Source organism: Chryseobacterium sp. BIGb0232, from assembly GCF_024810195.1.
Classification (GTDB): domain Bacteria; phylum Bacteroidota; class Bacteroidia; order Flavobacteriales; family Weeksellaceae; genus Chryseobacterium; species Chryseobacterium pennae.
Genome location: NZ_JANUEH010000001.1, coordinates 1021384 through 1046333 on the forward strand (window position 1 = coordinate 1021384; position 24950 = coordinate 1046333).

The 24950-nt window shown below is 35.9% G+C and carries 23 protein-coding genes; 3 read left to right on the forward strand and 20 right to left on the reverse strand.

What is annotated here, in order from left to right:
• Window positions 1-50: 50 nt before the first annotated feature.
• From hemL to M2372_RS04345, 4 genes are all read right to left on the reverse strand, one after another.
• Complete coding sequence (hemL, locus tag M2372_RS04330; RefSeq protein ID WP_115969503.1) at window positions 51-1340, reverse strand: glutamate-1-semialdehyde 2,1-aminomutase; 1290 nt, start codon at window positions 1338-1340, stop codon at window positions 51-53.
• 72 nt (window positions 1341-1412) lie between these two features.
• The gene (locus M2372_RS04335) at window positions 1413-2471 is read right to left on the reverse strand and encodes a glucosaminidase domain-containing protein (RefSeq protein ID WP_115969501.1); all 1059 of its coding nucleotides are present in this window, start codon (window positions 2469-2471) and stop codon (window positions 1413-1415) included.
• 15 nt (window positions 2472-2486) lie between these two features.
• Window positions 2487-3395 carry a 1-aminocyclopropane-1-carboxylate deaminase/D-cysteine desulfhydrase gene (locus tag M2372_RS04340; protein ID WP_123318207.1) on the reverse strand — a complete coding sequence of 303 codons (909 nt, stop codon included), beginning with the start codon at window positions 3393-3395 and terminating at the stop codon, window positions 2487-2489.
• Window positions 3396-3699: 304 nt separating this feature from the next.
• Window positions 3700-4038 (reverse strand): hypothetical protein, encoded by a 339-nt coding sequence (locus tag M2372_RS04345; protein WP_115969497.1) that lies wholly within the window; start codon window positions 4036-4038, stop codon window positions 3700-3702.
• Window positions 4039-4078: 40 nt separating this feature from the next.
• Here M2372_RS04345 and M2372_RS04350 point away from each other — a divergent pair, with 40 nt between their 5' ends.
• The 3 genes from M2372_RS04350 to M2372_RS04360 all read left to right on the forward strand — a co-directional run bounded on the left by M2372_RS04350 (window position 4079) and on the right by M2372_RS04360 (window position 6976).
• Window positions 4079-4261 carry a DUF5522 domain-containing protein gene (locus tag M2372_RS04350; RefSeq protein ID WP_034745671.1) on the forward strand — a complete coding sequence of 61 codons (183 nt, stop codon included), beginning with the start codon at window positions 4079-4081 and terminating at the stop codon, window positions 4259-4261.
• Window position 4262: 1 nt separating this feature from the next.
• Entirely contained in the window at window positions 4263-4790 is a 528-nt protein-coding gene (locus M2372_RS04355) for a DUF4136 domain-containing protein (RefSeq protein WP_115969659.1), read from the forward strand.
• Between the two features lie 395 nt (window positions 4791-5185).
• Window positions 5186-6976, forward strand: a complete 1791-nt coding sequence (locus M2372_RS04360) for an endonuclease (protein WP_123318206.1) — start codon at window positions 5186-5188, stop codon at window positions 6974-6976.
• A gap of 267 nt (window positions 6977-7243) precedes the next feature.
• Here the strand turns inward: M2372_RS04360 and M2372_RS04365 are convergent, their stop codons facing one another.
• The 16 genes from M2372_RS04365 to M2372_RS04440 all read right to left on the reverse strand — a co-directional run bounded on the left by M2372_RS04365 (window position 7244) and on the right by M2372_RS04440 (window position 24900).
• Window positions 7244-7627, reverse strand: a complete 384-nt coding sequence (locus tag M2372_RS04365; protein ID WP_123318205.1) for a hypothetical protein — start codon at window positions 7625-7627, stop codon at window positions 7244-7246.
• The gene (locus M2372_RS04370) at window positions 7611-8171 is read right to left on the reverse strand and encodes a LemA family protein (protein ID WP_123318204.1); all 561 of its coding nucleotides are present in this window, start codon (window positions 8169-8171) and stop codon (window positions 7611-7613) included. The genes M2372_RS04365 and M2372_RS04370 overlap by 17 nt, the downstream gene beginning before the upstream one ends.
• The gene (locus M2372_RS04375) at window positions 8171-8950 is read right to left on the reverse strand and encodes a hypothetical protein (RefSeq protein ID WP_123947283.1); all 780 of its coding nucleotides are present in this window, start codon (window positions 8948-8950) and stop codon (window positions 8171-8173) included. The genes M2372_RS04370 and M2372_RS04375 overlap by 1 nt, the downstream gene beginning before the upstream one ends.
• 106 nt (window positions 8951-9056) lie before the next feature.
• Window positions 9057-9578, reverse strand: a complete 522-nt coding sequence (locus tag M2372_RS04380) for a hypothetical protein (RefSeq protein WP_148060707.1) — start codon at window positions 9576-9578, stop codon at window positions 9057-9059.
• Window positions 9579-9883: 305 nt separating this feature from the next.
• A complete protein-coding gene (locus M2372_RS04385; protein WP_123318202.1) occupies window positions 9884-10861 on the reverse strand; it encodes a hypothetical protein in 978 nt (325 codons plus the stop codon).
• 7 nt (window positions 10862-10868) lie between these two features.
• The gene (locus tag M2372_RS04390) at window positions 10869-13721 is read right to left on the reverse strand and encodes an OmpA family protein (protein ID WP_123318201.1); all 2853 of its coding nucleotides are present in this window, start codon (window positions 13719-13721) and stop codon (window positions 10869-10871) included.
• A gap of 11 nt (window positions 13722-13732) precedes the next feature.
• Window positions 13733-14221, reverse strand: coding sequence for a DUF4280 domain-containing protein (locus tag M2372_RS04395; protein ID WP_115969479.1), 489 nt, complete (start codon window positions 14219-14221; stop codon window positions 13733-13735).
• Window positions 14222-14223: 2 nt separating this feature from the next.
• Window positions 14224-15285: a hypothetical protein gene (locus M2372_RS04400; RefSeq protein WP_148060706.1), complete on the reverse strand. Its 1062-nt coding sequence runs from the start codon at window positions 15283-15285 to the stop codon at window positions 14224-14226.
• A 13-nt stretch (window positions 15286-15298) separates the two neighbouring features.
• Complete coding sequence (locus M2372_RS04405; RefSeq protein ID WP_148060705.1) at window positions 15299-16339, reverse strand: hypothetical protein; 1041 nt, start codon at window positions 16337-16339, stop codon at window positions 15299-15301.
• Between the two features lie 73 nt (window positions 16340-16412).
• The gene (locus tag M2372_RS04410) at window positions 16413-17360 is read right to left on the reverse strand and encodes a DUF2931 family protein (RefSeq protein WP_228455631.1); all 948 of its coding nucleotides are present in this window, start codon (window positions 17358-17360) and stop codon (window positions 16413-16415) included.
• Window positions 17361-17554: 194 nt separating this feature from the next.
• Window positions 17555-18673: a DUF2931 family protein gene (locus M2372_RS04415; RefSeq protein ID WP_123318197.1), complete on the reverse strand. Its 1119-nt coding sequence runs from the start codon at window positions 18671-18673 to the stop codon at window positions 17555-17557.
• Window positions 18674-18975: 302 nt separating this feature from the next.
• Window positions 18976-19935 (reverse strand): DUF2931 family protein, encoded by a 960-nt coding sequence (locus M2372_RS04420; protein WP_228438544.1) that lies wholly within the window; start codon window positions 19933-19935, stop codon window positions 18976-18978.
• A gap of 362 nt (window positions 19936-20297) precedes the next feature.
• The gene (locus M2372_RS04425) at window positions 20298-21758 is read right to left on the reverse strand and encodes a phospholipase effector Tle1 domain-containing protein (RefSeq protein ID WP_115969465.1); all 1461 of its coding nucleotides are present in this window, start codon (window positions 21756-21758) and stop codon (window positions 20298-20300) included.
• 14 nt (window positions 21759-21772) lie between these two features.
• Window positions 21773-22813 (reverse strand): DUF2931 family protein, encoded by a 1041-nt coding sequence (locus M2372_RS04430; RefSeq protein WP_123318196.1) that lies wholly within the window; start codon window positions 22811-22813, stop codon window positions 21773-21775.
• Complete coding sequence (locus M2372_RS04435; protein WP_165852175.1) at window positions 22800-22970, reverse strand: hypothetical protein; 171 nt, start codon at window positions 22968-22970, stop codon at window positions 22800-22802. Before M2372_RS04435 ends, M2372_RS04430 begins: the two co-directional genes overlap by 14 nt.
• Window position 22971: 1 nt before the next feature.
• A complete protein-coding gene (locus M2372_RS04440) occupies window positions 22972-24900 on the reverse strand; it encodes a type VI secretion system Vgr family protein (protein WP_123318195.1) in 1929 nt (642 codons plus the stop codon).
• Window positions 24901-24950: the final 50 nt, after the last annotated feature.

Below are 24950 nucleotides of genomic sequence, written 5' to 3' on the forward strand. Positions count from 1 at the left end.
CTTATAGATATAAAAAAATAGACTGTCTTAAAAGGCAGTCTATTTTTTTATTATAAATTAGAATATTCAAATTTTCTTACAGCTTCCAGCGTCATATCAATTTCTTTTTCTTTGATCGCATCACTGATGAAGTACGTTTCATAACCGCTTGGTGGCAGATATACTCCATTCTGAAGCATCTGATGGAAGAAGTTATTGAACAATGAATGATTAGCTTCCTGTGCCTCATCAAAGTTTGAAACTCTGTTGGTATGGAAGAATACAGACATCATTGAACCTTTTCTGTTGATCTTATGAGCAATTCCTTTTTCATTTAAAATCTTTCCGATTTCAAGATCCAAAGTTTGTGTTGTTTTGCTTAATCTGTTAAAAAATTCAGGATCATTTTTAATTAGCTGAAGTGTTTTTAATCCAGCTCTCATGGCCAATGGATTTCCACTTAATGTTCCAGCCTGATATACACCTCCCTTTGGAGCCAGATGATCCATGATTTCGTTTCTTCCGGCAAAAGCGCCTACTGGCAATCCGCCACCGATTACTTTTCCATAAGTTACCAAGTCAGCTTTTACATCAAAAAGTTCCTGCGCTCCTCCGAATGCTAATCTGAAACCGGTCATTACCTCATCAAAAATCAGTAAAGCTCCGTTTTCATCACAGATTTGTCTTAAATTCTGCAGGAAATTATTTTCTGGCAATACACACCCCATATTTCCGGCAACGGGCTCAATGATTACCGCAGCAATTTCTCCCGGATTGTGACGGAATAAATCCTGAACCTGTTCAAAATCATTATAACGGGCTAATAAAGTATCTTTAGCAGTACCTTCTGTTACTCCCGGAGAATTTGGATTTCCAAAAGTAGCAGCACCGCTTCCCGCTTTGATCAGAAATGAATCTGAATGCCCATGGTAACAACCTTCAAATTTTACGATCTTATCTCTTTTGGTATATCCTCTTGCCAGTCTTACAGCACTCATACATGCTTCTGTTCCTGAAGAAACCATTCTGATCTGATCGATATTCGGAACGTTTTCAACAATGAATTTTGCAATTTCAGTTTCCAGTTCTGTAGGAGCCCCGAAAGAGAAACCTTTTTCAGCCTGGATTTTCAGTTCTTCCAATACTTCAGGATGTGTGTGTCCCAGAATAGCTGGTCCCCATGAATTGATGTAATCAATATAAGTATTATCATCGGCATCAGTAAGATAAGCACCTTTTGCCGATTTCATGAATACAGGAACTCCTCCCACTGATTTAAATGCTCTTACCGGAGAGTTTACCCCTCCCGGAATGTATTTGTAGGCTTCATCAAACAAAGCCGAACTTCTTTGATACTTCATATATATTTGTCGTTGGTTGACAGTTGCTGGTTGGCATAAATGTCAACAATAAACTCTCAACAAAAAATTAAATTAGTTTCTTGGTTTTTTATCAATCAGATAAATCAGCTGTCCTGCAGATGGCTGTTGTCCTTCATCCATTCTGTTTTTAGCATATAATTTATGTAATTTGATTCCGAATTTCTGAGCGATATCATGCATATCCTCTCCAGAGATAGCTTTGTAAGTCGCTGTATTTCCTGATGAGTTTTTAGACTCCAAAAAGACAATATCATTTTTCTTCAAGGTTTCATTGTCCAGTTCATTCCACTTCATCAGACGGCTTTCACTGACCTTGAATTTATTGGCAATGAATCTAATATCGGTATCTTCAGGAATTACAATATATTTCAACCCGTCATTCGGGTGACTTTTGATGAGAATAGAGTTTAGAATCTCAGCTTTTGTCTTGATTCTTTCCACTCTTTTTTGCTGTTGTGCGTAAGAAGTCTGCTTATAAGGAACTTCAACAGTCACCGGTTCTTTGGCTTTCTTTGTAGCTTTTGAAGGCTCCAATTGTGCCATGAAAGTTCTGTCATCTTTCAGATCCGGGTACATTTTAAGAACAGCATACAACACTTCATTAGAATTGGTGTTGTCATATTCGTATAACTTATACTTTTCAATTTTAGTGATCAAGATGGAAGCATAACGGGGATTGGTTGCATATCCTGCTTTTTTTAATCCTGTAGCCCATGCTCTGTAATCTTTCATATCAAGCTTGAAAAGATTGGCGTAGTATTTTCTGGTGGACAAAAATATAGAATGATCTTCGTAAGACTGTCTTGGATCGTCATATACCCGGAAACATTCATTGGGAGCATCGTCCGTGTGTTTCATCGTTTTACCGGTCCAGTCTTCTTTACATTTTATTCCGAAGTGATTTTTACCTTCCTGTGCCAATCTGCTCTGTCCGCCTCCTGTTTCAAGAAGTCCTTGAGCAAGAGTAATAGAAGCCGGAATTTTATATTTTTCCATTTCCTCTACTGCATATTTAGCAAATTTCTGAATGTATTGATCTTCGGTTGCCCAGCTTTGGGCAGAAAATTTTGATAAAACTAAAAGGCTTATGGATAGGAAAAGTCTTTTCATGTTTTTCAATTTTACTTATATAATTAAATTTCTATTCTGTTTTTCTAAAAGCAGATTAGCTCCCTCAATCCCCTGTAATCCACCAGTATGAAAGCACAATATTCTGCTGTCTTCAGGAAAATACTCTTCTTCTATCAGTTCAAAAACTCTCTGCATCATCTTTCCTGTATAAATCGGTTCCAGAGGAATATTGTATTTCTCTTTGAAATCATTGATAAAACCGATATTTTCATCACTTATTTTACCATAACCTCCAAAACATGAATCTATTAGATCAAAATTACGTTTCAAAGTTAATTCAAATATTTTATTTTCAAGTGAAGCATCATCAACAACGTTACATCCTATAACTTTCTGATTGTCTTCACAGAATTTTGAAATTCCGGCAATGGTTCCTCCTGTTCCAACTGCGGTGCAAAGATAGTCAAAATCTTTGGTTTGCTCATTGAGCATCATTTTCACCCCTTCTACAGCCTCTTTATTGGTTCCTCCCTCCGGAACTACTAAGGCCTCCGGAAACTCCTGTTGCAGGAATTCTGTAAGTTTTTCTTTGTGACGATATTCTTCACGGGTGACAAATTTCAGGTTCATGCCGTTTCTTTTGGCAAAAAGTAAAGTGGGATTATCCCTCCATTTGTGCTGTAATTCTTCTCCTCTGATGATTCCCAACGTGGGAATTCCCGCAAGGTTTCCAACTGCAGAAACAGCAGCAATATGATTGGAAAAAGCGCCTCCAAATGTAATGATATAAGGCTTTTCAGGATTGCTTTCCAGATAACGATTGACATTATAAAACAGCTTCCAGTATTTATTCCCTGAAATCTGAGGATGAATAAGGTCTTCTCTCTTAATGAAGAGTTTTACATTTCTATGAATCGGGATTTCCTGAATAGGAATAGGTTCTGTAGGGAATTGTAATAGCATTTTAGTTTTTTGGACTACTCATAGTTTATAGAGTACAAAAATAATAAAAGATTAATTATTGAGTTTTTGTGGTGTTGCCATTATTCTTTGCTGTTTTTTTAACCACAGATGGCACGGATTTTCACAGATGGCTGGGTTGTAATGCTGTGCAAAATGTTTGTGTTATTTGTGCAATTATTTGTGATGTTTGTGTTTAAATTTTCAGGTTTTGACTAAGGCCCGCCCCTATTGATGTTGATATCCGAATGCATAATTATTGTTTAACGACAAGATCTTTTATCTTTTATCTTTTATCTTTTATCTTTTATCTTTTATCTTTTAAATATTTCCTGAAATTCCAGAATTTTCTTTTCTGTAAATAATCCAGGTTGCTTTCATTCGCGTAAGCTTCTCTTTCAAATGAGATTCTCATATAAGCTTTATAACCGTTTTTGAGTTTGAAAAACCAGTAATAATATTCGATGACGTAAAAGATGTAGAAAAATATGACCAGCATCTCCAGCTGTTGCCGTAAATGGATCTTTTCGTGATTGATAAGTGTATTATTTTCCTTATCTTCGGGTTTCCTAATGAAGATAAAGGGAAAAAGAGCAATGCCGTTAATTTTTAGTTTTTTTAATGGCTTTTGGCATACAATTATCATACTAACAAATATAAAAAGTTTTTTGACTTACATTTAACTTATGGCCCATTATGACATCAAAGAAGGTGAAGACTTTTATTATAATGAACAGGGATACAAGGTTTTTACAGAAAAATTCCATCTGAAAAGAGGTCATTGCTGTAAAAGCGGCTGCAGACACTGTCCTTATGGGTACGATAAAAAGACTGATACATTCATTAAAAATGATAAAAAAAATAAATAAAATGAAAAAATATATTTTTATTTTGTTGGCTTCCGCTACATTAGGTTTAACTTCCTGTAGCCCTTTTCAGGTACGTTCAGACTACGCTGAAACTGCCAATTTCAATTCTTACAAAACGTATAAAATAAGAATTGATGATCTAAAACTGAATGATATTGATAAAGACAGAGTTCTGAATGAGCTTTCAAGACAGCTTCAAACCAAAGGACTTCAATCGGGAGAAAATCCAGATCTCATTATCAACGTAAAAGCAAACCATAAAAAAATCACTGATGTGAATTCTTCTTCTCCTTACGGAATGTGGGGATGGGGTGGACCTTTCGGATGGGGTGTTGGAATGAACAGAACATGGACAAGCAATTATAATGAAGGTGCCATTATTGTAGACCTTATTGATTCAAAATCCAATAAACTGGTTTGGCAGGGTATCGGAAGCGGAATTTCTGTAGATTCACCAAAATCTAAACAGAGACAGATTCCTGAAATCATGGCTGAGATTATGAAAAATTATCCGCCACAGAGAAAATAAGATTTTTAGCTATTATTATATATGCCGGTACTTTTGTGCCGGCTTTTTTGCTTTAATTAAACATAGATCTGCATGGATAAGAATATTATTTTAATTCCGAACACAGGAGATGGATATTACATTTTCAGAGGTGAGGTTTAAGGTCATTTCTTACCTTTTCTAATTAGGCTTATGAACAACTAAGTTTAGATTCTTACAGAATGACAAAGACCGGGAATCTATTGATTTTTTTAATGATATTCATCTACTGTACCTGCTAATTGGATATCAATTATCATGCATCAATCATCACTTATCATTTATAGGTGAAAGCTGAATGCGGTACATTTCAAAATTAACGATAATGTAATTTTTTATTCATGAAAATGTAGTAATCTTGTTGGAAATTAATTAATATGAAAAAAATTATCTTATTCACTTTATTCTCGGGACTTGCGTATGCACAGGCTCCTGCAGGATACTATAATTCGGCCAACGGACTGAACGGTGCCGCACTTAAAACTGCTTTGAGCAGCATTATCACCAGCGGACATCAGGATAAAGGCTACAACGGATTATGGACTGCCTATAAAACTACTGATATTGACAAAGATTACGAAAATGACGGATCTATCCTTGATATTTATTCGGAAAGGCCTGTAGGTACTGATCCTTATAAATATACTCCGGGTTCTAACCAGTGCGGAACTTATTCTACGGAAGGGAACTGCTACAACAGAGAACATGTTGTTCCTCAAAGTTTATTTAATCAGGCATCTCCAATGGTTGCTGACATTCATTTCATCAGAGCTACAGATGGTAAAGTAAATGGAATGAGAAGCAACTATCCGTTTGGTAAGGTTGGAAGTGCAACTTTTACGTCTATGAACGGATCAAAACTGGGTAATTCTGCTTCTTCTGGATATTCAGGGACGGTTTTTGAACCGATTGATGAATTCAAAGGAGATGTAGCCCGTATGATCTTTTATTTTGTAACGCGTTATCAGAGTAAGCTTTCTTCTTTTTCTTCAGGAAATATGTTGGGAAGTTCTGCATTTCCAGGGCTTCAGTCATGGGAGCTGAATGTTCTTCTGGCATGGCATAATCAGGATCCGGTTTCTCAGGCTGAGATCAAAAGAAATAATGCATCTTATTCTTATCAGGGGAACAGAAATCCTTTTATTGATAATCCAGGCTATGTGAATCTTATCTGGGGTTCTCAGCAGCCTACAACTGATACTCAGGCTCCGACAGCTGCTACAGGTTTAGCTATTTCTGCAAAGACATCCAACAGTATTTCTCTTACATGGAATGCTGCTACGGATAATGTGGGCGTTTCTTCTTACAATGTTTACATGAACGGAGGTCTGAAAACAACAATAAGTTCAACTTCTACTACAATTTCAGGATTAAATCCTTCAACAGCTTACAGTTTCTATGTTGTAGCCAAGGATGCTGCAGGAAATTCATCTTCCAACAGCTCTACAGTTTCCGGAACAACCAATACGGGAACGTCTACTCCATCTACGGATTGCGCCAATGAAAATTTTGAATCAATTCCTGCGGCAAGTTCTACCTATTCTAACAAAACATGGAGCAATGGTGGTATTTCCTGGACCGCTACAGATTCAAGAACTGATCAGACAATCAATAATAAAGCTATAACTGTAAGAAGCGGATCATTAACATCCGGAAGCTCAGCGAATGGTATTGGATCTTTAACTGTTACTACACAACTGAAATTCTCCGGAAGCAATGGCGTGCTTGATGTAAAAGTAAACGGAACAACGGTAGGAACAGTTCCTTACAGTACTTCAGCTACGACAACAACCATCAGCAATATTAATATTTCAGGAAATGTAACGGTAAGCCTTGTGAATAGTTCTACCAGCAACAGAGTGGCTATTGATGATCTGAAATGGACTTGCTATTCAGGGTCTTCTGCCAGACAAGCCCAAAATATTGCAGCAGAGACCTCAGCATCAAGTTTTAAAATTACCCCTAACCCGGTAACCAATCAGGAGGTTGCTGTAAAAGGTGATGTTCAGAATGTTAAAAAGGCAGAGATCTATACCCTGCAGGGGAAAGTTCTTCAGACCATTGACAGACCTTTCAGAAATGGAAATGTAATCAGAACGGGAAACCTTAATCAGGGAGTTTATATTTTAAAACTGGATAGTGCTTCGATGCAGTTTATAGTAAAATAATTCAAGTATATTTATTATAGAAATGGCTGGTCTTCTTGTGAGACCGGCCATTTTTTTAATGTAAATGTTTTATTTCCTAATGCTTTGTTTTAGGAATGGAGATTTAAATCAGTAAGCTAATCTGATGAAACTGGCAGATAGTTTGGTAAAATAATTCAGGAAACTTATTATAGAAATGAATTGCCCTGGCATCATTGTTAAACGCAATTTTTTTATTATCAGACTTCAGAAACTTCCATCCTCCGGCTTCCCTCTTCCTTCCCACTCTTACCTCCTGCTCTTGTCTTTTTCTTCAATCAATTTAGACCAATCGGCAAACATTTTAGTGATGTTATTTTCATTAATCAGACTGAAAAAGAACATTCCGGCAAAAACGGTTAACCAGCAATACATCAATTTAATTCCATTTTTATCTGTAATGAAATAAAGGACAAAAATGGTAAGTATTCCCAATAAAAATGTAAACATCATTGTGTACAATAGTACATTGATGATATACATATTGAATTTAAGTTTTCTAAAAATCCAGCCTACTAAAGCAATGGGAAGCATCAGCAATATAGGGATAAGAAGTACCGCAAAAATCAGCATTTCGGGGTGAGCTGTAAGGTCTTTTTCAAGACCGAAAAAGGTATTAAAACTGAACTCCATGGTATTCTTTTTCCTGATCGGTTACTGCTAAAAGGGTTTTATCTTTATACCCTAACATTTTTGCCAGTATTACATTCGGGAATTCATGGATTCCGATGTTATAAAGGTTCACACTGTCATTGAAGAATTCTCTTCTGTCTGAGATCTTGTTTTCCAATTCGGAAATCCGCTTCTGAAGTTCCAGAAAATTATTATTGGATCTCAGCTCCGGATAGTTTTCTGAGACAGCAAAGAATGAATTTAGAGCCTTGGAAGTTTCATTAGCCACTTCTGTTTTCTTATCTGAATCGGTGGTGCTATTGTAAACAGTTCTCAATTCGGTAAGTCTGGTAAGCAGATCTCTTTCATAATTCATGAAACCTTTGGCTACGTTGACGAGGTTGGGAATTTCATCTGCTCTCTGCTTCAGAACAACATCGATATTGCTGTATGCTTTATCTACATTGAATTTCAGCAATACCAGTTTATTATACAGATTAATCAAAAAGCTTATGACTGCTACAGTCAGCAGTACGAGTAATATGATAGCTACAGTCTGGTTCATTATTGTATAAGGATATAAATGATAATTAATAAAATAATTGAGCACGTGAAAAGAAATGACCTCAACAACGGCTGGTATTTGTTCCACACTGTGATTCCTGATGATGAGGTGATTCCAAGAACTTTATAATGTTCATCTTTTCTGATGAACGGAACTCCATTTTTTGAATCGGCATAGCCTACCAGCAGCATTTTCTGACCGTGTTTTAAGAGGGTTTCTTTATATCTTTTGTTGTAGGTACTGCTTATATTGGTTTCTCCCAGTAAGACCAGTTCAATTCCTTCCGGTTGTATTTCTATTGTTCCTGTCTCATCTTTGATTTGAAAGAGATTACATTGAGTTTCTCTGTGCACAGTGGTATATGTATTTTTACCATCCGAGTCTTTGTCTACGTCTTCAATGGTGTAATAATATCCGATACATTCTTCATTATTTACCGGAGAACGCAATGGAGCTTGCATCATCAGGGTTCCTTCTACTTCCACCAAACCTTTTGCCAGGGATTGTATTTTAGAGGTGGGAAGTGATGCCTGTAATCTTAAAAACCGTTTGGAAGCGGAAGGTTTCAGAATGGTAAAAAATATTAGGATAAAGATCACCAGGGGTATACAATACAAAACACGACCTGCATACTCATCATAGTGGGTATTAATATCTGAAAGGTATTCATGAAACGGCATTTTTTCCTTAAAGATCAGCCATAAGATATAATAGAGAAAGCAGAACAGAATTATTCCCAGAACGGAATAGCTTGCTGGTGACATTTTCTTATTCTCCATAGATATTTTTAAGTTTGAATCCTATTTTGGGTTAGTTTTATTCCAAAAATACATTTTATTTCAAAATAACACTATGTTTTATTCTATTCATTGATGTTTCTAAGCATCAATATTTCAACCACATCAGCAATATACATACTCCATTGAGGATCCATATCACAAGAGCTCCGTATAGGGAGATACTCACCCTTTTTTTAAAAGCTTCATTTCGAAGATAGGTAGTGAGCAAACATGCAAAAAAGGCTGTCAGTCCTGTGAAAACACTTCCAAAAGCCATCATGATCCAATTGAGTTCAATCCTGTTGGCTTTTTCACTGACTTCAGTATCCGTAATTTTCAGAGTCTGTCCTATTGCAGGGGGATTGTTATCTGTAAGATCCAGTGCTTTTATGACTTCTTTCCCATTGACATTGATATATTTCACTTCCGGAAAATATATCTGTTTGTTATAATATCCTGAAGTAGAAAAATTACGGGTTGCAATGGTTTCTTTTTTATAGCCAATGACTACAGCTTCGTACTGTTTCTCTGAAATGCCCCTGTACGCTTTCTCCCAAAAGAAACTATAGGACAGAACCAACGTTAAGGAATTAACAGTAATGATCAGCAGGCTTATAAAAAACAACATAAAACCTTTTTCTATAAACCCAATTTTCCCTTTTACTGCACTTTTGCTTTTTAGAATTTTATTAAAAATCCTATATGCAATATAAAGGGAAAACAAGCATACGGCTGAAAAGAAGTATCCTAAAAAGGTCATATTTTATATTGATATAAAGGTCAGAGATGTTTAATTAATCCCTATTATTTAGCAAGTCCTCATGTTTATAAATGACAGAAATTTCGTTGTAACAAATTCTTTCTTTTATTTCAGATCAAGCTTATTGTTTCAAAGACTAAACCAGAGATTTATTCCTGTTTTTAACGGGCAGACTAATATACTTTAAATTCAGTTTCGTCCTGAGGGATATAGAATAAATGTTTAAGCTCAAGAAATCCTTTCCCATAACCCGATTTCAAGTGACAAACCAAAGCATTCCCTCCTCTTGTATTTGGATTTGAACCGTCTGCATAGAGTGCTACAAGCTTACCATTACCAAAAAATCTCATCTCATACTTTTCTATTGGCAAAATTTCCATATCACTATTAAACAGAATTTCTTTAGCTTCTTCCCACGTTGCCTTTACTTTTTGAGGAGAAGCGTATTCTGTTACCATTTGATTTTTAAGTTTATCATACAGCAGTCTTGCCACCTTATCTTTATCTTTACTTTGATAAATATTGCGTATTTTGTTATATTCTTTCACTAATTTCTCTTCAAGGCTCTTTTTATCTATTTTTCTAAGATCCTGAGCATTTTCAAATGGAGACTGTAAGTCATATGGAACTTCTACATTAACGTCAAAACTACCTTCGTAATATGTTTTTCCAGCCCCTGAAAATTTGAATTTAGAATAGTTTTCTGCTATTTTTTCTTCTATTTGAGGAAGTGTGAATTTTGAATACTCTACATCATCCGCATTTTTATTTTTTTGATCATAGGACAATAATGTGAGTTGCAATTCTGTATTATCCTTTAATTCTGTTCCCTCTGAAGGCAATAGTTTATATGACACCTTTTGTTTGCCGCTTTTAAAAATCAAATCATTAATCAAAAATGCGGATCCGTTTTGTGAACTTTGATAGTCTTTAAATGATGGAATATCATTAATAGATATTTCAAAATAGCACATACTGTTATTATACCTGTATTTATATTGTTTTTCAACAGGATAATGTTTTATTTGTTTTGTAATTTCTTCTGCTATATTATCGGCAGTAATATTCGGATTTTGCATCATATCATTTTTATTTTGAGAACATGCAGTAATGCTCGCTATAAGTATAAAGCCTAAAACTATTTTTTTCATTTATTTTTTATTTATTAAATAATTGAACTTTATATAAGGAAACTTCAAACGGCTCAATGAGTGTAAAAGGTGTTGGCTTTCCATCATTTGTTTCAATTTTATTTACACCAAAAATAGACGTTCCCATCAAACTTCCTTTATATTTTCCTTCTATTCCGGAACATGCCAAAATTTTCTCTAAGAAAAGTCCTTTTCCCTCTCTGGGATTAGCTCCATACTTTAGCTTGGACCCTACTCCTCCACTCAGTTGAACATCTATTTTCCCTTCAATTTTTGTTTGAAGAGGACCAAATGTAAATAATAACTCATGCTCTCCTGTTATGGTAGCTTCAAATTTAATCTGTTCCTGAATTAAAACCTCATCTTTTGCAGTAAAAACACCATTTTTTAACTTATCTTCTATTTTATAAGTATTGGTCAATACATTATACTTAATATTATGTTCAAATATTATATCTCCTTTTATATTGATAGTTCCTTTTATTTTTGGTACTCCTATTTTTTCAAAATATTGCGAAATTTTACTGTTATTATTTTTATTGCGCTCCATTTTTTTCTTCGCAGCGGCATCATCTGGGTATTTTGCATTTTTTATGTCCTGTATAGTCTTGGTGATCAACTGCAATAAATCAAATTCTCTTTTGAAATTAACTGCAATCAATGGATCTGCCTTTATATTAGCTTCATAAACAACTCCTAACCTGCCATCTTTCTGCTTTTGATAATACATCCCCGCATTCACTGCTATTGCCGGTGGAATAAGCTCTACTCCTGCATCTTCCATTCTTTTCAGAACTGCCTGTGCCTTTCTTGCCATTTTAGCAAACTTTTGAAGCTTGGTAGCAATATTTCGACCTCTTGTTAAATAGATCATCAACAGTTCTATAAGAATTCCTACAACTACAAAACCATAAATAACTGCTGCTGCTGCAAACCTTGTATAATCGGTCTGCTTAATAATGTTTGTTTGCGTACCAACAAGAGAAAGTTCCTGTCCTGATTTCTCCACGGTACGGTTATGAATGGTATGAATTCCGTAGAAATAGCTTTTTGCCTGGCTTTCAATATATTTCAACAGGGTATGTTCCATGATAAAGTTTGCAGGGAACAGCCTGAATATTTTATAGAATGTTGTATCCTTCAACTCATTAAGAACATCAGAGATTCCTTGTTCCAGATCAAAGTTTTTTTGATGGAAATAATAAGGCATTACTTTCTCTTCACCATTATACTGAAAATGACCGATCCAGATAATATCCGGATATACTCTTACTTCCAGGGTAGCATTTTTCTTACTGGCATAATAGGCACAGCTATTGATAAAAAAGGCAAATTTATAATCAATTCCGGACCACGGATTGAGATACCTCATCAAGATTCCCGCATAGTTTTTAGGGAATCCGGACTGCTGTGAAAATACAGTTTGTTTTACTTTGTCTCCTTTCTTCGGAATTAAGTCTTTGCCATTTGTTTCATTAATATAGATAATGGTTTTATCATGCTTTTCTTTTCTGAAACATCCTTTGTCTACCCGATCTATGACATTCACTGTGATATCCTTGGCCTTTTTTGCGTCCGGACCTATGGTTTCATAGATCAATGCTTCCTGATTATATTCCAGATAACTGAAATCTATTTCTACTCTTCGGTTCTTTTTATAGGCATCTTCTGTTTTCCCGGTTACAGCAGGGTTTACTTCGCCATAGCCTCTTGTTTTAATTCTGCTTTTAACAAGCCCTCCCTTTACAAAAAAATCTTTTACCGCATTTGCTCTTCTTTCTGAAAGTGCCTGGTTGTAGTCCAGTGTTCCCCTGTCATCGGCATGTCCGGAAAGGGTCATATCCAAATGCTGGTTATACAGCAGAAAATCAAGAAGGGTCTGCAGGAATGCTCTTTCCTCTGTACGAATTTCTGATCTGTCAAAGGCAAAATGTATTCTCCTCGTTACCAGCTGGGTTTCGGAAGTTACTTTTTTAAATTTGGTACTTCCTTCTTTAAAGACTACAAAATGTTCTCCATTATCATCTACACTTATTTCCTTGTATTTACAGGAATGGGTATTCTTTTGATTTTTATCGGGTAAATCAACTTTTGTCGGGGTATTATTAGTTGAGCTTTCTACCCCTTTACTTACCACTCTGTTCTGAATTCTCAAAAACCGGGCATGAACTTTATCTTTACCGTCAGTTACCACAAGTCCTGAAGCTGTTTTTACTTTTACATAAAACTCCTCTTTATCTTTGGGTTTGCCGATTTTACCATACCATTGGTAGGTATTTCCAATTTTCAGGTTTACCTGCCCATCAATTACTTTTGCAGTATAAACAGACATAAGCTTATCATCATTAAGCCCTCCACCTCCTGCTACTACTTTATAAACTTCCACAATCAGGCTGTCTCCATTAAGGCCTTCTGTATCTAAATGAAGATAGATAAGATGTCCGTAGGAAAAGACATACGTTTTCCGTTCATCTTCGCCACCTGGCTGCTTACACCATCTGCTGTCTGCAATTCTGGGTTCACACCATCCTTTTACATAAAGTCCTGAATTATGAGTGGTATCTCTTTTCCCCGAAAAACTGGCTTCTATATAATAATGATAATTTCCACAGTATTTTTTCCCAATCACAAATCTAAATCCGGATGCTGATTCCTTCTTAGTGAGCACTGAAAGCCTATCCATACTCTGGCTCATCCACACTACAGGTTTCTTTTTATCTTCAGCGGTAGTCCCCGGAAGCCATTGGTCTACTTCAAAAAGCCCAGGCTGATCAGCCTTTAAAGTGATTCTCTTTCCAGGCACAGTCATAGCCGGATAATGTGGACCTTGAAATTTTATTGTTTTAACTCCTTTCGCCATTTTTTTTCATTTTAGATTACGCCATCCTCTCCCTGGTGAGCAGGCTGATCTTTATACATTGATTCTGTATTCACCAAAGGATTGATCTGCTGCTGCACATCCTTATTGGCATTTTTAAAGTTCTGCTGGCTGGCTTCTGTTCTCTGGCCATGGTCTGTAATTTCGATACATGGAGTTCCGGCAACAGCACAGATGGCTTTGCTGTCTTCCAGAATCATATATCCGCCATTGCTTAGCTGTACTTTGTCATAGAAGTTCTGCCATTCGGTGACCATGATCTTGCATGGCGGTGGTGGGCCTCCGTTTTTGGTACAGTTTCCGAATGTATTTTTCTCAAATGTTGTTCCACCTATTTCTTTTGTGGTAACGATGAGTTTTTTGGACGCATTTTTATCGTTAGCGTATTCTTTCTGATGGGAAAGTACTTTGAGCATATCCGGAGCCTGTCCGAACTGGCATTTGCACATTGCTCCCTGTACTACAATATGTTTTTCAGCCATGGTTATTGTTCTTTATTTGATACGTGAAGTCTCGTCAGATATTGATTTCCGAATTCAAGACGGATAAAGCTGCCATTCATTTTGAAGGTAACCACCGTTAATGCACTGGATGTATTGGCATCAACTTCTACTGCAGTCTGGTATAGCCGTGCATTATATCTTGCAAATTTGGCTTTACATTCTGAGGGTGAACTTTCATTGAATACAAGTCCGTAAGGTAAACCTGAAACTTTTTTATCACCATAATACTGTAGCGCATAATATTCCTGTCCGTCATTCATTTTAGCATAGATCAGATTAAAAACATCTTCAATATCCCAGCTTGAATATTTTCCTCCTTTACAATCCTCACACTCCGGTTCAGTTGGCTGTATCTGTAAGAGTTTTGTAAAGCTATCTGCTGTGGTTGGCAGAGTGATAAACTGCTTTTTACTGAATAGTGCCTGCAGTTTTTTTGAAGTTGTTTTCTGGATAATTTTTCTGTTTTCAAGCTCTGCCATCTGAGCAACTGCCTGTGCTTCTGCTGCGGCAATCTGTTCTGCTGTAGGCTCTGCTGCCGCATCTGCTGTAGCATGAGCGGATGAAGATTTTGGTTTCTTATAATGTAAAAGAAATTCTTTGATTTCGTTTTCTACTTTTCCTGTGGACTGGGTAAGCTTTACATCTACTTCTTTCTTTGACCATCGATCGGGAATGATGGATTCAATATCGATGCTTACTTTTGTACTTTTTTTGGAAATCTTTTTAAAGGTTACGGTCCAGCTTGCTCTTTCGATGAACTGTTTGGCTTTTGCACCTTTATTTAATGCCAGATTCAGGTAAGGATTTTTGTTGTTACCATCATATTTCAGATCAAAAAGATCAACGGTCGTTGAGAAATCATCAGGTGTAGCAGCGGCATCTACTGCAATAGGTTTCGTAAAGTCGTTCTGAAAATCAAAAATGATATTTTCCAAAACGTCAATACTCTTTGGTACGGTAAATTCTACTTTTTGTGCAAAAGATAAACTGCAGCACAGCATACCGATGAGCGTAAAAATTTTATGGTCTAATTTAAATTTCATTGTATTTGTTTTTTTATTCTGTTATAGCAGTTACCACCACTGATATTTTCTTTTCTTCTTCCTGCATAATACTGCATTCCAGATATAGGGATTCGGGAAGTAATGTTTCTCCGTTCAGATAATACGCTATCCTGAAGTTTCCCTCTTCGTTCATTACCGGATCGTCTGCAATAATCATTGAGAAAGGATATCCGTTGATCAGATCGGATACGGATCTTTCATCATTTAATTTCCCTTCTCCTGCTATATGCACCAGATCATATTCGTCTTTTACCGGATCTGTTTCTATGTGGATTTTATATTTTGGTTCTATCGGGTTATTGATGATTGGAAAACCTTTTTCAATTTCAATCTGAAAGGTATTTCCGAAACTCTGATAGATTCCGAGAAATATCGTTCTGAGGAAATAATCATTTTTAAGATAAAGATTAATAGCATCTTCTTCGTATATAATTTCTTCTATCTTCCTGCAATATTCATCTACGATTTCCCCTTCAAACTCTTTATAAACTTCTTCTCTTATCTTGTTCCATCTTTCCTTAAAGGATTCAATATTTTCTACCTGATTGAATTTTCCATATTCATCTACACTTACCTGCAAAGGATATAAAACCTTTGATGTTTTATAGGCCAGCATATCTGCAATTTCGTTGACTTCTTCCTGGTTCAGATATAGGTTTGAAATACGGTCGATCTCAAAAAAATGCAGCTTATTCTCGTATTTCAGCCAACGGGCTGATGTTTCATATTTCAGTTCATTTTTATGATTTCCGGTTTCGAAACTAATGACCACCCCATATTTACAGAATGAGTTTTCCGGCCGAAAAACCAAACGGTTTCCTCTTCCGAACTTTACCAGTTTATTTTTATCTGCAACAGCTGTTCGCGGAATAAAAAGTTCCGTCTGCCTGGTAAGGTCTATAAGGATCATATCTTTTACCTCGCAGCGATTGTTATGAAATAGCTTTAAAGCATCTGCTTCTATCCTGTAAAGGGCAGCAATGCTTTTTAGATTTTCATTTTTCTGAACGGAATGTATATTAAACTTCTTCATAATAAACGGCTTCATTGCTCTTTTTATGAGCCCGATTCTTTATATAATAAATAACATGTTTTTTTACAGCTTATCATTCTTCATATTTCCAGAAATTATCCATGTCTATTTTTTTGATCAGGATTTCCTTGTTCTCTTGTTTAAAGATTAATTTTTTATTATTCAGACTTCCGTCCATTTGTAATATGATCTCTATGGGTTTATTTTTATCAGCATTCTTAAATAACTCAAGCATTTCTTCTTCATCCGCATATTTAACTTCAAAAACATATTTTTCTCCTTTTGCATTTGATAATAAAAACGAAAAATATCTTGGTATTGCTCTTGCTTTGAACTGATTATTGGTTATTGTACTTCCAAATAAGGTTTCCATTTCTCCATTAAACATTTCAAAAATGACATGATCTAAGGTATACCCCGGAATTTGTATTTCCGGCTTCCATGAATACTTTTCACGATAGCTATCCCATAAGCCGTACTGAATCCCTTTTTTATTCATATTCTCATAAGCTGCGGGTACGGAACTGCTGATATCAAAGAACTCATTGGGTGTAATGTCGGGATTACCCGGTACATATTCAGCCATACTGATATTCGTTTCTTTTGCCTGAAAACGTCCTATCTCAACCTGCTGATCGTCTCCATATATCCATACCACAACAACTCCTCCAGGAGCACAGCCTACTACAATGTAGGAATAGTTGTCTTTAGCTCCTGTACGCCAATTGACAACTCCTTTACTGAACAACTCCTTTATCTTATCTACCGGCAGATCCCAGCTTCCTTTATAAAACTTCTTTTCCATGAATGAAGCCCAGGTAAGTTCCAATTTTACCGGCACTGCCTTAAGATCATTCCCCTGTACATGAGTAGAACCTACATGTCCCCATATTTCATTGGAAATTCCGGAGGATGGGATATAAACACTGCTTCCGTCTTCTAAAATCAAAGTTCCCTTATGTATATTCATAGGGTACATTTTAGGAGAACTTTCCGTTGGCGTCCATGCGTATTTATTCATATTTTTTTGACATGAGATTAAGAAATATTGAAATATCAGTATATAAATCAAGAGTCTATTCATATCTCAATCACTAAGTGTTATGGTCATTTGCAATCATATTACCCATTCTACTATTATCTTTTCTTTTTCAATTGATTGGTGGATTCTGACATTTAATTTTTCTCTTGAAATAATACATTGTAATGTATCATTTACTGTTCAGAAGTTTTGGCAATAACATTTTTGAAAGGAAAATTCTGGTCTCCCTGTTTTAATGAAACATTGACAGACTGATCATCATCTACATTAATACTAAGCTTTGCAGATTCATTCGGTTTCAACAGATGAAAGTTTTTATACACTTCTTCCTGTCTGAAATCAGAGGGTCTTGCATCTTTGGCAGAAGCTTTTGTAGCTTTATAAATTGCATTGTAATAATTCATATTCTCACCAAAAACAATCCTGGAATTATAGTATTTTCCATTAAGTGACCAAAAGAATTCTATATTGTAAGGTACGGCTCTCTTTTTATCTCCTTGAGCAGAGTTGTATAACGTTTCTGTCTCAGCATTGATTGTTTTCATCGAAATATTCTCCAGCTTCCCTCCTGATGGCAGGTTTACCAGAGGTCCCCAACTGAACTGCTCTTCATAGGTTTTCCAAAGACCTAAAGGAAGTGTTTTGGTAAGGATTTCATTTTTAACTTTCGGAGTGTATACATCATTGTTTAGTCCGTATTCAACTTTTTCCTTACGGCTCGAGTCTTCAAAAACAGAACTCCATTCAGGGAAGGCTTCTTTGGCAGTGAATGTGGCAAGTACTTTCTGAGCATCTTCCCCTTTCATCCATAGAACAACCATTCCTCCTAATGTAAATCCTACTTCTATGCGGTCATATTTATGAAAAAAACCGTCTTTGCTGTTTTCATTTTTCTTATTGGCATATTCCGGATCGTCTGCTTTTTCGTTAAGGTATTCCTTGATCTTCTCAGCAGGCAGATTGAATTCTCCTTCATAAAATTTATCTTCTGCATAGGAATAATACCCTACTTTCATTGTAGCAGGAAGTTCTTTATCCTGTTTTTCATTTTTCACATAGGTTACTCCTCCATTTCCCCATGGTCCTCTCTGAAATCCAAGTCCGTCTATTTGAATCATTTTATTATCCTTAGAATAAAATACCTGGCGATAAGTATCTATAGGATAGTTTTCATCACATCCCGAACCGGTTTCATAAACATACGTATCATTCATTGCATTCCCTTTTTGACAATTATAGAGCAAACTACTCAGAATTGCAGATAATAGAAATATTTGTATTATTTTTTTCATGGATCAGCCGTTTATAATTCCTCTTCTTCCATCGCTTCTTGGACCATGCCCTGCTTTCTCTGTTGCAGACCAATGTACATAATTATTGATGAGCTTTTTTTCATTCTCAAAATCAAGATACTTTTTGATAAGAAATTTTGCCTCTTTCGAAGACTCTCAGATTTTTTGTTTCATCAATATATTTCTGCAGCCTGCTTTTTACATAACTGAGCAGGTGAGTCCCGTTTTGTCCTGCCTTTTGTGGAATCTGAAATTTGAACTCCACGGAGGAGGTATTAAATTCCAATTTTTATATAATATGCTTATTTTAATTTATTTTTTTTCAAATCCCAGATATTCTCAAAGTCTATTTTTTGTATTGGAAATTCTTTATCTCCTTGTTTTAAAAACAGCTTTCTGTTGGTAAGCCCTTCATTCATTTGAAGAACTACTTCAATCGGTTGATTAGCATCTATCTTTTTAAATAATGAAAAGATTTCTTCTTCATCAAAATATCGTACTTCAAAAACAGTCTCTTTTCCATTTTTATCTTCAAACAGGAAAGACAATAAACGTGGAACTGCTCTTTCTTTAAACGGATTTTTGTTAATAGTTTCGTTAAATAATGTTTCCATTTCTCCGTTGTACATCTCCATCGTCACATTTTTCAATGTATGGTTGGGAATTTCTATACTTGTTCTCCAATTGTACTTTTTTCGATAGGTATCCCAGATTCCAAATGGAATTCCGTTTTTCTTCATATTTTCATAAGCCTCGGGAGCTGACGCACTCATATCAAAATATTCTTTCTGACTGATTGTTGGATTTCCTGGAACATAATCTTTCATGGCCACTTGAGTTTCTTTTGCCTGATATCTTCCTATTTCTATCTGCTGATCATTACCATACATCCAGACTACAACAACTCCGCCCGGTGCCAATCCTACAACCATTGAAGAATAAGTTCCTTTCTCATTATTTCTCCAGTTAACTGTTCCCTCTTTAAATAGCTTTTTTATCTTATCTACAGGGAGTTCCCAACTTCCAGTATAAAATTTATTCTCTAAAAAAGATGCCCATGTCACTTCCAGTTTTACAGGAACAGCTTTTAGATCATCTCCCTGTGTATGGCTAGAACCACTATATCCCCAACCTGTATGGGAAATACCGGAACATGGAATATAAACACTGGTGCCATCTTCAAGATATAGATTCCCTTTATAGATATTCATAGGATATAAAAGAGGTGAGCTTTCTGTAGGAAGCCATTTGTATTTTTCCATTTTATTTTGACATGAGATTAGTGTACTTATGAAAAGTAAAAGGTAGATTATGTTGTTTTTAAAATTCATTTTAATTCTTAGATTTTAGGTAAAAAAGTCCCTGTGGGGAAGTATAAAATAAAGCAATATAAAAAATACTATCAAATCTACATTTTCTTTAAGCTTATTTTTATTCTTCATACATTTCCAAAGAAAAGTTTCTGCAAATACATAAACAAAAATAATAAAGAAGAGATATAGTGGTAGTTTATCCAATTCATACGTTTGTCCTTTGAAGTTACTTTCTGCAAACATAAAATAGAACCCTAGATAAGGAATCAATAATATAACAAGCCTAAAGAGTATATGTTTAAAAGGTATTTTCATGAATTAAATGCCATTACTCTGAATCTTTTTATCTCCAATGTTTTTTTATTAAAGGTGAAATGAGGTCTATATCCAATTTCTCCAAACATAGAGTTCCAGTGTAAATATCTGTTTCTTAAAAATATTAATAAATTATGATCCTGTACAATTCTATTAAATTTCTCGGTTGTTATTTTTTTTGTTGCTAATTGTTTTCTTAATTCTTCGATCTGCTTGTTTGTGTAATAGGTCATCTGAGGTGCTCCCTCTTTCACATATTCATCAAGTCTCTTTTTAACCTTTGTTAAATCTAAAGGGAAATACTCATCCTCAGTTCCATTAGGAATACGATAGGATTTATTTAAATTAATGAGATCAATTGCATTTGGATAGTATTCGTTTACCTGCTCACTCATAATATGCAAAGGAATAAAGCTATATCTATTGCTAATTCTTGCTCTATTAATATAAGTTTCATGCCAGGAATTTGGAGCGACTACCTCACTACGATGTACCCACCCCTGCTCAATTAGATTATTTAAATCATTATTTAAAGCAGTGTTGTACTGTTTATCACTCACTCCATCTCCCCATACGCTATCGAAATCCATTACCTGTTTATTTTCTGACATATTGTTAGTATAACATCCTCCCACATCAGAATGAACTCCTGGCAAAAAAAAGTCTTGTCCTCCCGCAAGCCTTACTCTTGTGAGCATAAAATTTTCTCTATGTTCATCAGAAGCACATAAATGAATAATCTTCTTTGCTTTTAAAGTATTTAAATTTAATTCCTCTACGTCATTATTGAAGTCTGGGTTTACCGTAATCTCGCTTGCATTAGGATCATAAGATGAAACCGTATCATAAACTCCAAGGAATCTAACCTGAATGGAATCATAATCTACATTATCATTATCTAATATAAACCCCAACAACCCATTTCTAGGCTTAGTTTGAGAGACTTCAAATACAAAGTTTCTTGCAGCAGCAGCCCCTCTACTAAAGCCAAAAACATCCAGTATAATCGTATTGATTTCAAACCTGCCCTTAAGCTCATTGATCTTCTCCGCAACTCTTTGACATCCCCTCTGTACTTTGGCTATTACTCCTGTACTTCCTGCACCATAAGCAACTCCTTTGTGATTTGTTTTTTTATCTATGTCTCCTTGCAAGTCTTCGGTACCAATTCCTTCAATATATACTTTTCCTATATATTTACCTTTATCTTCCTTGTACCAATATTCTTTCCTTGCAACATTTGATAAATCATTTGTATAGCTGTCATCCTTTTTATTTGATTGTTTTTTATAAACTTCCTTTTCATTAGCTGAAGGCTTATATCCTGGCTCATTGCCTGCAGCTCTGGTATTGCTTCTGTTGTTTTGTGTACCATCGAAAAAGACTCCAATTCTAATGTCTATTTCACCTTTTGGCGGTGCCGGCGGTGTATAATCTCCAAATTGATTATTATGCATCGTTCTTTTTTTAATTAATTAGCTGCTGTTTCCATTTTACGGGACAACCTCATCTTTGCTTTCGTAATAGAAACCTCTCCCTCATCCGTAATGAGAGATAATACAACCTGGGTGTTCTTTTCATTTACTTTAATCGTCAGATCAATCTCTTCTTCTTTTCCTATTTTTCTGAATAATTCGAAAATTTCTTTTTCGTTGAAAGAATCGATCCATACGGCATATCTGTTTTTATCTTTATCACGCCAGTAAAAACCAAAATTTCTTGGAACAGCTCTTTCTTTATAGGTGTTATCCTTCAGACTTTTTGCAAAAAGATTTTCCTCCTCACCATTATAAGTAATAAATCCAAAGTCCAGCCACACTCCTCCTTCCGGAAGAATCACTACAGGTCTCCAACTATATCTTTCCCTGTATGTTTCATAACTAACTTCAGCCGGATATCCATCTTCCTCAATTTTTTTACGAAGCTCTGGTTTGAACGCTTTATACAATGCTCCCTCCACAAAACCATCTTTGAACATATATTGAGCATCCTTAATTGCATTTTCCTTAGTGATAAGGGTATCATGAGCCTGAAAAAAACCTAATTCTTTTTGGTTTTTAGGACCTTTTGCCCATAGAACGACTTTTCCCTTAGGAGCCAGTCCGACAATAAAGGTATTATAAGTCATCCATTTGCGGGTATCCTGATCTATAAAACCTTCATCAAAAAGTTTTTTGATGTTACTCTTATTAAGATTCCATTTTCCGGTATAAAACTTTTTTTCAGTTAAAGAATACCAGGTAAACTCCAGCTGATGCGGAAGATCCATTTTTTCAGTCTTTACCTTTCTGATATTTCCTTCATTTCCCCATCCTGTGTTCTGTGTTCCCAAAGAAGCATCAAAATCATAGGTAAAATCGTTAGCAGCAATAGCTCCTCTGTAAATTTCCACAGGATATTCCTGAGGTGCGGAAACTGATCCCAGCCAGCTGTATTTTTTGTTCTGGCCATTCATCATAGAAAGACTGCATAAAACACCAAGCAAAAGGAACTTAAATTTATTTATTACCATGAGACACAATCTTCTTGTTACTCGCTAAAATAAGGTTTTCCCTCTGTGCCTCAACATTAATTTTCTTAGCCATCTTTTCCACTTTATTTCCAACATTCAGGTGATAAGAGTCTTTTACTTTTATATGAATATTGGTTGCCGTCTTGATAATTGCCATATCAGAAAAGTTTAGATTTCTCTGCACTGTTGAATTCCACTATTTTTCCGCTCTGCATAGTCATATTTTCTACCTCGCTAAACATGGAAATTTCACCTGCTATTTCGTGAGAAGTTTCGGATTCTCTTTTGAATTCCTTATCTACAAGTTCGGTTCTTGTATCTGAAGATTCTCTGATATCCCCGGATGCCGTCTGCATAATATCTTTTCCGGCTGTAGAATTGATATCTTCATTAGCTGTACTGGTAATGCTTGCCCCTGCATCAATGGAAATTTCTTTTCCTGCGGTAATATTAATATTCTCTCCTGCATTTAAAGTGAAATTTTTAGGAGCTTTCATATTGATATTCCCTTTTCCATCCATGAAATAGCTGTTTCCGCTTGGATCCAGGATGGTTACGCTCCCTTCATCATCATTCAGTAAAATTCTGATTCCGCTTCTGGTTTGTATAGATTTTAAATGATTATTGATACCACCTCCCAAAGCGACTCCACCATGAAACATTCCTCCCATCACGAAAGGTCTGTCCGGATGACTGTGAACAAAATTCACCATCACCTGATCACCTACTTCAGGAATTGCTACATATCCTCTATTTTGAGATATCTGGTCGGTTCCCCCTGCATCCGGGCTCATCATACGGATAAAATGAGTAGTATCATTGGTCTGCCAGTCGAACCTTACCTGTACCCTTCCCTGTCCTTCCGGATCAATATTGGAGATTACAGTTGCCGTCTGTGGTTCTGCCTTTGGCACCATATACTCCGGCCTTGGTAAAAATCCTGTATCGGCAGCAATTCCTACGAAGCTTCCCTGATAATGACCAATTGTGTCAATTTCATGCTCTGCTTCTGTAATCATGATTCTCGTAAAGTAGGAAGTCTCATTTGAATCCGGTTTACGCATCTGTACATCAGCGACACAACCAGGATACAGGAAAGGCACTGTTGTATTTCCTGAAATGGTAAAAACATTCACGGCCTCACTTCCGGAAGCACTTTTCTGTGAATATTCAACATCCAGATGCGTGGTTGCTTTGATCGGAGCCATTTGCAGCGCTGGTGTTTTATAAATTGAATCATTATGACTGTATGCTGTTTTAGCAAGGTCTCCAACATGTTTGATGGGAGTAGTACCTGAAATCAGTTTTTCATTTTTATTACTGTTATAACCGTAGAATTTCGGTTTGGTGTGAACCGCTTTTAATTCCACTTTTATATCGTGGGCACTGCTGCCATACGTCAGGGTAATAGCTTTATTCTGGGGCGGAAGTTTTCCGAAATGCAGTACTTCACCGTCATAATAGAACTGTTCGCCATAAGCTTCTGCCATTCTTGCCAGATAATTGTAATGGGTTTCATCATATTGGCTACTGTAGATAATCTGTGAAAAATTATTCGCATCTATCCTGATATCGAAACGGCTTTTATCCATTCCCTGTTTAATGACATCTTCTGCAATGATCCCCATATTGACAGGTTGGTTTCCGCCAAAACTCTGAATATGCGGGGCACCATCCAACAGAACCGTGGGGCTGCTACCCGTAAGTACAATATTTCCCAGACTCATTTTTTCCTGGCTGAATCCTACTCCTGTAATCACTCCTACGAATGTTCTTTCAGGACTGTTGTCTATATCTTTGTATGAAATAATAGCAGTAAGACGTTTCCCAAGGAATTTATTAGCATCTTCCAGTGAATGGGTTTGCTTTTCCCCCAGGGTATCATGGGCTAAGGTCAACGTAAACTCATGATGCCTTTTTGTACTTTGTTTAAGTTTGAAATGTTTATAGTATTTGATAATCTTTCCTTCTATAACGATGGAAAGCTTTACCAGACGATTAATTCCTGTATGATGATTTTCAGATATACCATCCGCATTCTGTGTAGGACGGAATGAGGCATTGGATATTCCAGGTGTGCTTGACATATTTTGCTGTGATTTGTTTTTAAATAGTGTTTAGTGAGACGGGAATTTAA